The following is an 11,889-nucleotide window of genomic DNA, read 5'->3' on the forward strand; positions in this document are numbered from 1 at the left end:
GCCGCCGCGGCCCGCGCGAGGCTGTGACGGTGCTGACCGTCCCGCGCCGCTGGCGCCGCCGCATCGCCGTCACCCTGGCGGTGCTGTCCGTCGTCGTCGCCGGCCTCTGGGTGCGCAACAGCTCGGTCCTCGCCGGGCCCGCGCGCGACCGGCGGCCGTTCCTGCTCGCGCACCGCGGCATCGGGCAGACGTTCGACCTGGCCGGGGTCGCCGCCGACACGTGCACGGCGAAGATCATCCACCCGCCGCAGGTGCCGCTGCTGGAGAACACGGTGCCGTCGCTGCGCGCCGCGTTCGAGGCGGGCGCCGACCAGGCGGAGATCGACGTGCAGCTGACCCGCGACGGGCAGCTCGCCGTGTTCCACGACGCGACCCTCGACTGCCGCACCGACGGCACCGGCACCGTCGCCGAGCACACCGTCGAGGAGCTGCGCAAGCTCGACGTCGGGTATGGGTACACCTCGGACGGCGGGAAGACCTATCCGCTGCGCGGCACCGGGTTGGGGCTGCTGCCGACGGTGCCGGAGGTGTTCGCCGCGCTGCCCGGCGGGGCGTTCAAGCTCGACCTGAAGCGCGACGACCCGGCCGACGGCGAGGCGGTCGCCGCCTTCCTCGCGACGCTGCCCGCGGACCGTCTCGCCGGCGTCACGGTGAGCGGCGGCGACGCGGCGGTCGAGGCGGTCGTCCAGCGCCTGCCGCAGGTGCGGGCGTCGTCGCGGGCGATCATCAAGGAGTGCCTGCTCGACTACGCCGGCGTCGGCTGGACCGGGCACGTGCCGGACAGCTGCCGGCACCGGGAGCTGCCGCTGCCGGCCCGCTACGGCCGGTGGCTGTGGGGCTGGCCGCACCTGTTCGTGGCCCGGATGCGGGCGGCCGACACGCGGGTGGTCCTGGTCCGCGGCGAGGGCGACTGGTCGGTCGGGTTCGACACCGCCGCCGACCTGGCCGAGCTGCCCGACGGCTGGACCGGCGGGATCTGGACCAACCGCGCCGACGTCACAGCTCCGCTGGTGAGATGAGGATCTTCGCGTGCACCTCCGGATCCTCCAGCGCCGTGAAGGCGTCCGCGACGCCGTCGAGCCCGACGTGGCCGGTGACGATGTGCGCCACGGCGAGCTTCCCGCCGGCGAGCGCGTGCAGCGTGTCGCGGAACTCCAGCGGCGTGTAGCCGACGACGAAACGCACGTCGAGCTCCTTGTTCACGGCGAGCGCGGGCCGGAACGCGTCGGCGCCCATGCAGACGCCGACGACGACGATCCGCGAGTGCAGCGGCGCCGCGGCCATGACGGTGTCGATGATGCCGGGCACGCCGACGCACTCGAACACGACCGGCCGCTTCGGGCTGGTCGCGCCGACCTTGTCCAGGACGCGCCACGCCGCCCACCACGGCACCGGCAGCTTCGCGAGGCCCTCCATGGCGTCGATGCCGGCGTTGTACTCCACCGGCATCGCCGACACGAAGCCTTCGATCGCGTCCCACGGTGAGCCCGCCGCCGGGTCGACGACGACGTCGGCGCCGCAGCGGGACGCGAGGGCGCGGCGGGCCGGCGAGTAGTCGCTGGCGACGACCTTCGCGACCCCGCGCGCCTTCAGCACGGCGATCACCGCGAGCCCGACCGGCCCGCAGCCGAGCACGACCGCCGTGTCCTTCTTCGTCACCTCGCCGCGGTTGACGGCGTGCCAGGCGACGGCCAGGGGTTCGGTGAGCGCGGCGACGTCCGGGGCGAGCCCGCCCGGCACCGGCATGGTCAGCGCCTCCTGCACGACGACATGCTCCGCGTAGCCGCCCGGGGCGTGCTCGGACAGCCCGATCCCGTCGACTTGCTTGTCCCGGCGGACCAGCGGCACCGCCACCACCGGCGTCCCCGCCCGGATCCGGCCGGTGGTGCCGGGACCGCGGTCCACGACGTCGCCGTAGATCTCGTGGCCGAGCACCACCCGCTGCCCCGAGCGCAGGTAGCGCGGGTAGCCGCACACGTCGAGGACGTCGGCGAGCTCGTCGGCGTGCCGGCGGGCGTGCAGGTCGGAGCCGCAGATCCCGCACCGCCGGACCGCGACCAGCAGCTGCCCCGGGCCGGGCCGCGGGGTGGGGAGGTCGGCGACCTCGAGCCGGCCGCCGGTCAGGGTCACGGCCTTCATCGGGGCCCTCTCAGTTCGTAGGCGTCCGGGCGCCATCTGGTCGCCTGGCGGCGGAAGCGGAAGGTCCAGTCGGGGTAGATGGTGGCGTTGCGGCCGTTGGCGTCCTGGTAGAACGTGCGGCAGCCGCCGAGCTCCCACACCGTCCTGGCCAGCCTGCGGTCGAGGTCGCTGTTGTACCGGTCGTGCGCCGCCCGGCTGACCTCGATGCTCGTGTGCGTGTCCAGCTGGGCGATCGCGAGCCGGACGTGCTCGGCCTGGGCCTCGATCATGTAGACCATCGAGCTGTGGCCGAGCCCGGAGTTCGGGCCGAGCATCGTGAAGAAGTTCGGGAAGCCGGGCACGGCGACGCCGAGATAGGCGCGGGGCGAGCCGGCCCAGCCGTCGCTCATCAGCTCGCCGCCGCGGCCGCGGATCTTGTCGGCGAAGGGGATGTCGGTGACGTGGAAGCCGGTGCCGAAGATGATCGCGTCGACCTCCCGCTCCACGCCGTCCGCGTCGACGACGCTGTGCTCGCGGATCTCGCGCAGCGCCCGCGGGACGAGCTCGACGTTGGGTCGCTGCAGGGCCGGGTACCACTCGTTGGACGGCACGATCCGTTTGCAGCCGAGCGTGTAGTCGGGCGTGAGGGCGCGGCGCAATTGGGGGTCGGTGACCTGCCGCTCCAGGTGCTTGCGCGCCACGCCTTCCAGGACCCGCATCAGCCCCGGGTACTTGGCCATGCCGAGGACCAGCAGTTCCTTGCCGGCGTACACCTTGCGGCGCTCGAACCGCTGCTTGCGCGGCTTCGCCCGGAACGCCGCCCGCTCGGCGTCGCTGATCGGGCGCTTGTCGTGCGGGGTGATCCACGGTGCGCTGCGCTGGAACACGTGGAGCTTCGCGGCCTGCTCCGCCACGTACGGCACGTACTGGATCGCCGACGCCCCCGTGCCGACCGACGCGACCCGTTTCCCGGCGAGCTCGTAGCCGTGGTCCCACCTGGCGGAATGCATCGTCGTGCCGCGGAACCGGTCGATGCCCGGCACGTCCGGCAGCTTCGGCTCGGTCAGCGGGCCCACGGCGCTCACCAGCACCGTCGCGGTCCACGGCCCGTCGCTGGTGTCGACGTGCCAGACCTGCCCGTCCTCGTCCCACCGCGCCGCGTGCACGTCGACTCCGGTCCTGACGTACGGGCGAAGCCCGAACTGTTCGACGCAGCGCTGCAGGTACGAGCGGATCTCCGGCTGCGGTGAATACGTCGAGGACCAGTCGGGGTTGGGCGCGAACGAGAACGAGTAGAGGTGCGACGGGACGTCACAGGTGCAGCCCGGATAGGTGTTGGACTGCCAGACGCCGCCGGTGGCCGGCGCCCGCTCGAGGATGACGAAGTCGGTCTCCCCGCCGGTCAGCAGCGCTCTGGCCACGGCGATGCCGGAGAACCCGCCGCCGACGACGAGCACCTTGGTCCGTGCGCTCATGCGGTCGCCAGCATCTTCTCGCGGTCCGCCTGCACCGAACGGGCCGCCAGCAGCATCCCCGCCGCCGCGACCGCGAACGCCAGCGGGACGGCGATCATCATGGCGGTCTTGAGGCCCTGCGCCTCGGCCACGTCCGTCGCGCCGGGACCGGCGAGCGCGTCGGAGACGATGCCGACGACGATGGGGCCGCCGGCGCCGCCGAGCAGGTACCCGATCGCGGACATGAGCCCGATCGCGCCGGACCGCTGCCGGGGACCGATGACGTCGGACATCACCGGGACGGCGGCGGCGAGGTAGATGATGCCGAGCAGGTAGCCGACGCTGAGCAGAGACATCAGCAGCCACAACGCGTCCGGTCCCGCGGCGAGGCCGCCCGCGGTGCAGACCGCCGCCCCCGCGAGGCAGACGACGGCGACGTGGACGCGGGCGGCGGTCGACCTGCGGGCGGCGGCGTCGAGCACCCTTCCGCCGATGAGCAGGCCGATGAGCCCGGTCACGCCGATGACGACACCGCCGACGGCGCCCGCCTCCACCAGCCCGAGGCCGTAGTAGCGCTGCAACACGGGGGTGAGGAAGGTGCCGATGGCGTACGCGGCGAAGTTGTACCCGGCGAACGCGATGATCAGCCCGTACACCGAACGGATGTTTCGGATTTTCTGGATTTGTTCGTTTGTCCCTTCGGTTGGTGCCACGGCGTCCTGGACCGGCTCCGCGGCGCCGCGGTCGGGCTCGCGCAGCCGCAGGACGAGCAGGGCGACGACGATGCCGGGCACGGCGGCGATGAGGAACGGCGCCCGCCACGAGCCGAAGGCGACCGCCAGCCCGCCCGCGGTGAGGAACGCGAGCAGCGTCCCGATCGGGAAGCCGAGCATGAACACGGCGTTCGCCCGGGAGCGGCGCTCGCTCGGGTACAGGTCGGCCAGCAGCGAGCCCGTCGCCGGCGAGTAGCTCGACTCCCCCACGCCCACCCCGACCCGCGACGCGAGGAACCCCCAGAAGCTGGTCAGCACGCCACCCGCGGCGGTGAACACGCTCCACGCGAACAGCCCCCACCCCGCCACGGTCTTGCGCGGGATCCGGTCCGCCAGCCGCCCGAGCGGCACCCCGGCGACGGCGGCGACGAGCACGAACGCCGACGCGAGGATGCCCACCTGCGTGTCGTCCAGGCGGTACTCCTCCTTGATCGGCTCCAGCACCACCGCCGGGAGCGCCCGATCGTAGAAGTTCAGCAGATTGCCGACGAACAACAGCGTGAGAACGTACGCCGCCGACGACTTCACCGGACGTGCCACCGCTTTCACCTTCACCTTCGCTTCGCCTTGGGGTGTTGACGGATGGCGCGGGGAACAAATGCGCCCATGAGGTGCGTCACAGTGTTGCTGTTGCCCGACTGCGCAGCTACGGCGTGCGAACCAACGTCCCGCCGCCGACTTTGTTCCCGGCTACAAGTTCATGCGCCTACGCTGACGCCATGACCAACGCGATCCCGCCGTCGTGGCCGTCCCGCCGCGGCATGCCGGACCTCGCCACCCTCGACGAGCCGACCCGCCGCACGGTCGTCGCCGCCGTCGAGCTGCTCCGCGCCAGGCAGGACGCGTTCGGCCACCGCTTCCTGAAGCTCGCCCGCGCCCACCTGCCCGGCTACGACGTCCTCACCGACGAGGAGATCCGGGCCACCGCCCAGCAGTTCATGGACACCCTCGTCTCGGAGCTCTCGTTCCTCCGCGTCCCCGACGGCGCGCTCCGCGGCCTGCTCAACCGTTTCGCCGCCGATCGCGGCGCTCGCGGTATCCCGCCCGAGGTGCTCGCGGCCGGGTACCAGATGGGATCCCGCGAGATGCTCACCCTCCTCGACGAGGTCGGCCTCGAGGTCGGCCTGCCGATGGACCTGCTCCTCGCCGTGCACGACAGCACCTGGGAGTACTCCAACGAGGCCTCGTCCGTCTTCGCCCGCGTCCAGCACGACCTCGCCCTGGAACGCGCCCACTTCGACGCCGAACGCCGCTCCACCTTCGCCGCCGGCGTCCTCAGCGGCACCTTCCCCGGCGAGCAGATCAACCGCGACGCCCATCTGTTCGCTCTGGATCCGCGCGCCCGCTACGTCCCCCTGGCCGCCCGCGCCACTGCGGTTGCCGTGCCGGCCGCTCCCGCCGTTCGTGCCGCTCCCGCCGTTCCTGCCGCTCCTGTCGCTCCTGCCGCTCCTGTCGCTCCAGCCGCTTTTGCATCGCCGCCGGTCGCGGCCCGCGACGGTGCGGACGCCGTCCGCCGCGGCATCGCCTCGGCCCTCCGCATGCCCGCGGACCGGTTGCTGTTCGCCGAGATCGGCTCGTGCCTCGGCTTCATCGCCGCCAACCCGCCCGAGCACGTCACCGGTCACCTCGTGGCCGCCGGCCCGGCCACCACCCTCGACCAGCTCCACGACGGCTTCCAGGAGGCGATCCTGGCCCTGACCACCGCCGAACAGTTCCACCAGACGGGCCTGGTCCGCCTGGCCGACCTCGGCCCCCGCCCGCTGGTCCTGTCAGGCACCCGTATCGCCCCGGGGCTGTCCGCCCGCCACATGCAGGCCCTCGACGCCCCGGCCCGCGCCACCACGGACATCGAGGAGACCACCCGCGTCTATCTCGAATGCGACCAGCAGGTCCGCGAGGTGGCCCGGCGGCTGGCCGTACACCAGAACACCGTCCGATACCGGGTCCACCGCTTCCAGGAACTGACCGGCCTCGACCTCCACCACACCGAGGACCTCGTCACCGCCTGGTGGCTCCTCAACCGCCGCCGCCGCTAGGCATGGGTCGCGCAGCGTCCTCCGCCGGTCGCCACACCGCAGGGCGTGCCCCGCTTGGTGGGCGCGCCGCACAGCACGGCCGGGTCGTGGACGTGGCACAGCCCGGACGGCCGCGCCGCGATCGGGCACGCCTTGCCGGACTTCGTCCGCGCCCGGCAGACGGCCCCACCCGTCGCCGTGGACGCCGCACGACCCGTTGTCGTGGCCGCGGCGCGTCCGGGCCGGGCCACCCGGGCGGGAGCGACCGGCACCACCACGCCGGCGGCCTCCAGGGCCTCGCGCTGCCCGCGGGCCGCGAGCCGGTCGGCGCGCTCGTTCTCCACGTGCCCGGCGTGGCCCTTCACCCAGTGCCAGGTGACCTCGTGCCGGCCCACGGCGGTGTCGAGCTCACGCCACAGGTCCTCGTTCTTCACGGGCTGACCGTCGGCGGTCCGCCAGCCGTTGCGCTTCCACTTCGCGACCCACGACATGATGCCGTTGCGGACATACGTGCTGTCGGTGTGCAGGTCGACGACCGCCGCGCGGGTCAACGCGTCGAGCGCGCGGATCGGCGCCGTCAGCTCCATCCGGTTGTTCGTCGTCGGCGTGGCCTCGCCGCCGCACAGCTCCTTCTCCGCCGCCCCGTACCGCAGCAATGCCCCCCAGCCGCCGGGCCCGGGGTTGCCGCTGCACGCGCCGTCGGTCCAGATCTCCACCCGCTCCGCCATCCATGGAACCTACGTCACGGACCAGTTCTGTCGTACCCGGCTGGCATGCTCTCGGGTGTGACAGCGATGAGGATCGTCAAAGGCGACGCGACCAGCCCGCAGGCGAGCGGCCCGAAGATCATCGCCCATGTCTGCAACGACCAGGGCCACTGGGGCGCCGGGTTCGTCCTCGCCGTGTCCCGCCGCTGGCCGGAGCCCGAGCGGGACTATCGCAGGTGGCACCGGGAGCGCGCCGGCAACGACTTCGCCCTCGGCGCCGTCCGGGTCCTGGAGGTCCAGCCGTCGGTGTTCGTGGCCAACATGGTCGGGCAGCACGGCATCAAGACCGGCAGCTCCGGCCCGCCGGTCCGCTATGAGGCGATCGGGCGCGCCCTGACCACGGTCGGCGACCGGGCACTGGAGCTGGGAGCCTCGGTGCACATGCCGAGGATCGGCTGCGGCCTGGCCGGCGGCCGGTGGGACAGGGTCGAGCCGCTGGTCGTGTCGGCACTCTGCGATCGGGACGTGCCCGTGACGGTCTATGACTTCTGATTGTTCGCCGCCGCTGATGTGCTGATCTGCGCCACCGACGCGATTGCCATCGGACCCGGGCTGTTCGGGTGACCGGGCCGGCGGTGGCCCGCAACGGTCCACCCGCCGCCACCGTCGTCGCGCTCTGCCAGCTCACGGCCCTGCGAGGAGCCGGTCACTGCCGCGGCGTGGTCGCCAGCGCCGCTGTCATGAACGACACGACCGGCACCACGACCTCGACCCGCCGCCCGCCACGCACGTCCGTGTGCACGTCCGGCCCAGCAGCGGCGGCGACGTCCAGCGCAGCGACCGACTGCGTCCCCGCGGTGTCCGCCGACTCGGCAGTCGCCGGCACCGCGGAGCCGGGCGTCGTGGCCGCGGCGCCGGGCGTCGTGGCCGTGATCGACGCGCCTTCGGCCGTTTCCGTTCCGGCGGCCGCCGACCCGGCTGCGGGCGCATCGACGGCCACGGGCGACAGTTCGAAGGTGGGCGCGGCGGCACTCGTTGCCCCAGCGACCGGCACAGCGGCAGTCGTAGCCCTGACCGCGGGCGCGACAGCGGGCGCCGGCCCGGCTGAAGGTGGTCCAACGGTCGGCAGGCTCGCCGTGGTGGCCGCGGAGCTTGCCTGTGCGGTCGGCCCGGTCGCCACGGCCCTCTCCCGTGCGGGCAACGCGGTCGCGCCCACGTCGGCTCGCACGGACCCCGAGAGCGAGGCGGCCAGGGACACGGCATGCCCTGACGCACTGGGCCCCTCCGCAGCGGCCACGGTCGAGGCATGTTCCGGCGCCGTGCGGCCCGCCGCAGCGGGCGCCGTCGTGGATGGCAGATCCGTTCCGGTCGTCGCACCGCCGGGCACCGCCGCTGGCGGCGGCGTGGGGTGAGGTGGGGCGGTCGGGTCGGTGCCGTTGAGGAAGGCGGTTGCCTGAGCGGCGAGGTTCGCCGCGCCGATCGCGCCTGCCCACCGGGCGATCTCGGCGGCAAGGGCGACCGCCCCGGCCTCGTTGCCGGCGGCCCTGGCGAGGACGGCGAGGAGGAGCTGCTGCGACAGCGTTCCCGGGATGTTGCCGCCGGCGGCGCCGAGTTCGGTGGCGCGGCGCCAGCGGGCGAGGGCCGCCTCGTCGTCGCCGTTGTCGTGGTCGTGGCCGCCGAGGTGGCGCAGCGCCTCCCGGGCGAGGAGCGGGTCGGCGGCACCGGCCCGGAGCGCCGTCTCGTAGTGCGGTGCCGCGGCGGCCGGCGAGTCGAGGAGGTTGTCGCAGATCAGGCCCTGGTACATCGCCGCCCAGCCGCGGCGGACCTCGTCCGGCGCCCTCACCGCCAGGTCGGCGGCGCGGCGCAGGAGCGCGGCGGCCGGGCCGCGCCGGGAAAGCTTGGCCCGGTATTCGTCGCGCAGGCCGGCGAATGTGAGATCCCACCGCCCGGCGTCGTCCAGGCCAGGGGCGAGCCGGGCGGCGTCGGCGAGGCGGTCGGGGGCGCCGGACGTACCGGCGAACCAGTCAGCATCGACCGCGACCTGCGCCAACGTCAGCGCCAGCAACGGGTCGCCGGCGGGTGCCGCTTCGAGCAGGGCGGTCGCGTCGTGCCACCGGCCGGCGTGGGCGAGGGCGCGGGCGGCGGAGGCGAGGGCCCGCCGGGGAACTGCGATCTCGGTCATGACGGCGACAGTAGTAATCATAAAAACTATCCTCAAGAAAACTACTTTTCGAGGGAGCCGCGGTGAAGGACGACGTCGAGCAGCACATCAACGCCTGGGAGCGCGAGCTGCCATGGCTCGACCCGGTGAAGGAGGCGATCTTCATGCGGCTCAGCATCCTGGCCCGGCACACCGCCCAGCTGCGCCGGGACACGCTGGCCGCTGACGGGCTGCCGCATTGGCAGTACAAGATCCTGATGAAGCTGCGGAGGCTGGGTCCGCCGTATGCCGCGAGCCCCTCCGAGCTCGCCGACACGCTCGGGCTGACCAGGGGCGCACTGTCCGCACGCCTCGCGCCGATGGAGGAGGCGGGGCTCATCGAGCGGACGGGCGACGCTGAGGATCGGCGGCGGGTGCACGTACGGCTGACAGACGCCGGCAGTGCCGCGTTCGAGCAGCAGGCGGGCCGCGAGGACCACGGCGAGGCGGCGCTGCTGGAAGCGCTCACCGCGGACGAACGACAGACCCTCGCCGAACTACTGCGCCGCCTCGTCCTGGCCGCCGAGGAGCGCTAGGCGCGCACCGTGTGGAGCCGCGAAACTGTCGTACCCGGCTCCTATCGTGGACCCATGACCACACCACCTGCCCCGCCACTCGCACCCGACGAGCTCGTCAGCACCGCGGGTGAGCGGGTCGTGCTGGAAACGTTCCTGGACCTGTATCGCGGCATCGTCGTCCGCAAGGTCTCCGGTCTGTCCATAGTGGACGCGACTCGGCGGATGGTGCCTTCGCGGACCACGCTGGCCGGTCTGGTGCGACATCTCACCGGCGTGGAGCGCGAGTGGTTCCACGGCGTGCTCGGGGGGCGGTCCGTGCCCGGCGAGGACTGGGAGGTGCCGGCCGGCGCGAGCGTCGAGTCGCTCGTCGCGGACTACCTTGCGGCGTGCGCCACGTCGCGGGAGATCTGCGCGGGGTTCACGCTCGACGACACGGTGCCGTCGCCCCGCCTCGGCCGGGTCTCGCTGCGCTGGCTGTATGTGCACCTCATCGAGGAGACCGCCCGGCACGCCGGTCACGCCGACATCCTGCGCGAGCAGACCGACGGCGCGACGGGGTTCGACGGATGACCCGACCGGGTGCCGGGTCCCACATGAAGGGCGACCTGGAGAGGCGGCTTCTAGGATGGCGGACATGACAGTGGACCTCTTCGCGGGAATCGCGGTGCGGGATCTGGCGGTGGCCCGGCAGTATTACGAGCAGCTGCTCGGCGCGCCACCGGCGTTCCTGCCCAACGACACCGAGGCCGTGTGGGAGCTGGCCGAGCACCGATATCTGTACATCGAGCAGCTGCCGGAGCGCGCCGGCCATGCGATGCAGACGGTGTTCTTCGCCGACTTCGACGACCGGGTGGCAAAGGCCGCCGGCCGTGGCCTCGAGCCCACCCGGCAGGAGACCTACTCCAACGGCGTGCGCAAGGCCACCTACGTCGACCCCGACGGCAACGAGGTCGGCTTCGGCGGCGGCCCGCAGGAGCCCTGAGCCGTCAGGACCGCCGATCGGAGGCGCGGAGCGACCGCGCGAACGTGTCACAGGACCACGATCCGGCGCGACTTCGACCGTCCGCCGCAGCCGCCGACGTTGCCGCACATCCGGTTTGGCGGGAAGCCGGCGCGGGCACGAACCTCGCATGAGTGCAGGACTTTGGGTCGGAGTGGCGATCGCATTGCTCGCTGGGATCATCGGCGTGCCACTGGCACTCGGGATGTTCCGGCGACGGGATCGCTGACTCGACGCGACGCGCGGGACCTGCCAGCGCGACCCGCAGGACCAGCAACCGCGGCGACGTCACCGCGGCACGCAGGACCAACCGCCACGACGCGCAGGACCAGCAACCGCGACACGCAGGACCAACTACCGCGACGCGCAGGACCAACTACCGCGACGCGCAGGACCAACTGCCGCGACGCGCAGGACCAGCAACCGCGACGCGCAGGACCAACTGCCGCGACGCGCAGGACCAGCAACCGCGATGCGACGCCACCGCGACGCGGCGCCACCACCTTTCGCCACCTTCACCACCGCCGACCTCGACCGGTCCCGGGCCTTCGCCTCGGTCACCACCTCCCGCGACATGCTCATCGCCCGGTCGGCAGTGCGAAGGGTCCGAATTCGACGGGGTCGTCGCGGGGGCTGGCGCCTGGCCTCGCCCACGGCCTCGACCTCCGGCACGCAGCGGAGCAGCGACGGCCAGCGCGTCACCGCAACCGCGATCCCCGGCGTCGCGGTGGCCCCGCGCCATGGCGCCGCGGTCGCTGCGACGGACCAGGTGCCGCACTGGCCGTGACGGTCCGGACGCCGCAGTCACTGTGACGGCCCGAGCGCCGCGGTCACTGTGACAGTCCGAGCGACACGATCGCCGCGACCGTCCGGGCGCCGCACTGGCGTGACAGTTGGAGCGCCGCGGTCATTGTGATGGTCCGGGCGCCGCGTCGCTGCGACGGACCGGGCACCGCACTGGCCATGACGGCCCGAGCGCCACGGCCATTGCAACAGACCGAACACCGCACTAGAGACCTTTCGGGGTCAGGGTTTGGGTGGGGATAGGCCGGTGGCGGTGAGGTAGCTGTCGAAGAGGCCGTGGCGGTATTGCATGCGTTTGAG

At 73.0% G+C, this 11,889-nt stretch carries 10 protein-coding genes and 1 pseudogene; 6 read left to right on the forward strand and 5 right to left on the reverse strand.

Translation table 11 applies throughout. The features are described from left to right. Window positions 1–29: 29 nt before the first annotated feature. Window positions 30–1,019 (forward strand): glycerophosphodiester phosphodiesterase family protein, encoded by a 990-nt coding sequence (locus ACZ6TV_RS43365; protein ID WP_465305275.1) that lies wholly within the window; start codon window positions 30–32, stop codon window positions 1,017–1,019. Here the strand turns inward: ACZ6TV_RS43365 and ACZ6TV_RS43370 are convergent. From ACZ6TV_RS43370 to ACZ6TV_RS43380, 3 genes are read right to left on the reverse strand one after another with little or no spacing between them, the layout of a single operon-like run. Next, window positions 997–2,139: a zinc-binding dehydrogenase gene (locus ACZ6TV_RS43370; protein WP_465305277.1), complete on the reverse strand. Its 1,143-nt coding sequence runs from the start codon at window positions 2,137–2,139 to the stop codon at window positions 997–999. The two genes, ACZ6TV_RS43365 and ACZ6TV_RS43370, sit on opposite strands and share 23 nt — an antisense overlap. Beyond that, window positions 2,136–3,593: a flavin-containing monooxygenase gene (locus tag ACZ6TV_RS43375; protein WP_465305279.1), complete on the reverse strand. Its 1,458-nt coding sequence runs from the start codon at window positions 3,591–3,593 to the stop codon at window positions 2,136–2,138. The genes ACZ6TV_RS43370 and ACZ6TV_RS43375 overlap by 4 nt, the downstream gene beginning before the upstream one ends. Next, window positions 3,590–4,885 (reverse strand): spinster family MFS transporter, encoded by a 1,296-nt coding sequence (locus ACZ6TV_RS43380; RefSeq protein ID WP_465305281.1) that lies wholly within the window; start codon window positions 4,883–4,885, stop codon window positions 3,590–3,592. Before ACZ6TV_RS43380 ends, ACZ6TV_RS43375 begins: the two co-directional genes overlap by 4 nt. A gap of 179 nt (window positions 4,886–5,064) precedes the next feature. Between ACZ6TV_RS43380 and ACZ6TV_RS43385 the strand changes: the two genes are divergently transcribed. Next, window positions 5,065–6,381 carry a PucR family transcriptional regulator gene (locus ACZ6TV_RS43385; RefSeq protein WP_465305283.1) on the forward strand — a complete coding sequence of 439 codons (1,317 nt, stop codon included), beginning with the start codon at window positions 5,065–5,067 and terminating at the stop codon, window positions 6,379–6,381. Window positions 6,382–6,644: 263 nt separating this feature from the next. Here the strand turns inward: ACZ6TV_RS43385 and rnhA are convergent. Continuing rightward, window positions 6,645–7,088, reverse strand: a pseudogene (gene rnhA, locus ACZ6TV_RS43390) (ribonuclease HI); the annotation flags it as partial. A 66-nt stretch (window positions 7,089–7,154) separates the two neighbouring features. Between rnhA and ACZ6TV_RS43395 the strand changes: the two are divergent. Continuing rightward, window positions 7,155–7,619: a macro domain-containing protein gene (locus tag ACZ6TV_RS43395; protein ID WP_465305285.1), complete on the forward strand. Its 465-nt coding sequence runs from the start codon at window positions 7,155–7,157 to the stop codon at window positions 7,617–7,619. Window positions 7,620–7,773: 154 nt separating this feature from the next. Here ACZ6TV_RS43395 and ACZ6TV_RS43400 read toward each other — a convergent pair whose 3' ends face one another. After that, entirely contained in the window at window positions 7,774–9,249 is a 1,476-nt protein-coding gene (locus tag ACZ6TV_RS43400; RefSeq protein ID WP_465305287.1) for a hypothetical protein, read from the reverse strand. Between the two features lie 62 nt (window positions 9,250–9,311). On the opposite strand from ACZ6TV_RS43400, the gene ACZ6TV_RS43405 reads away from it, so the two are divergent. The 3 genes from ACZ6TV_RS43405 (at window position 9,312) to ACZ6TV_RS43415 (ending at window position 10,767) form a co-directional block, all read left to right on the forward strand. Beyond that, entirely contained in the window at window positions 9,312–9,803 is a 492-nt protein-coding gene (locus ACZ6TV_RS43405) for a MarR family winged helix-turn-helix transcriptional regulator (protein ID WP_465305289.1), read from the forward strand. A 54-nt stretch (window positions 9,804–9,857) separates the two neighbouring features. Next, complete coding sequence (locus ACZ6TV_RS43410; RefSeq protein ID WP_465305291.1) at window positions 9,858–10,355, forward strand: DinB family protein; 498 nt, start codon at window positions 9,858–9,860, stop codon at window positions 10,353–10,355. Between the two features lie 64 nt (window positions 10,356–10,419). Continuing rightward, window positions 10,420–10,767, forward strand: a complete 348-nt coding sequence (locus ACZ6TV_RS43415) for a VOC family protein (RefSeq protein WP_465305293.1) — start codon at window positions 10,420–10,422, stop codon at window positions 10,765–10,767. Window positions 10,768–11,889 lie beyond the last annotated feature (1,122 nt).

Source organism: Dactylosporangium sp. NPDC051087, assembly GCF_055586325.1.

Excerpts from the sequence above, each read along its gene's own strand:
- ACZ6TV_RS43400 (WP_465305287.1), bottom strand. The coding sequence starts at position 9,249 with ATGACCGAGATCGCAGTTCCCCGGCGGGCCCTCGCCTCCGCCGCCCGC.
- ACZ6TV_RS43415 (WP_465305293.1), top strand. The coding sequence starts at position 10,420 with ATGACAGTGGACCTCTTCGCGGGAATCGCGGTGCGGGATCTGGCGGTG.
- ACZ6TV_RS43375 (WP_465305279.1), bottom strand. The coding sequence starts at position 3,593 with ATGAGCGCACGGACCAAGGTGCTCGTCGTCGGCGGCGGGTTCTCCGGC.
- ACZ6TV_RS43395 (WP_465305285.1), top strand. The coding sequence starts at position 7,155 with ATGAGGATCGTCAAAGGCGACGCGACCAGCCCGCAGGCGAGCGGCCCG.
- ACZ6TV_RS43385 (WP_465305283.1), top strand. The coding sequence starts at position 5,065 with ATGACCAACGCGATCCCGCCGTCGTGGCCGTCCCGCCGCGGCATGCCG.
- ACZ6TV_RS43370 (WP_465305277.1), bottom strand. The coding sequence starts at position 2,139 with ATGAAGGCCGTGACCCTGACCGGCGGCCGGCTCGAGGTCGCCGACCTC.
- ACZ6TV_RS43410 (WP_465305291.1), top strand. The coding sequence starts at position 9,858 with ATGACCACACCACCTGCCCCGCCACTCGCACCCGACGAGCTCGTCAGC.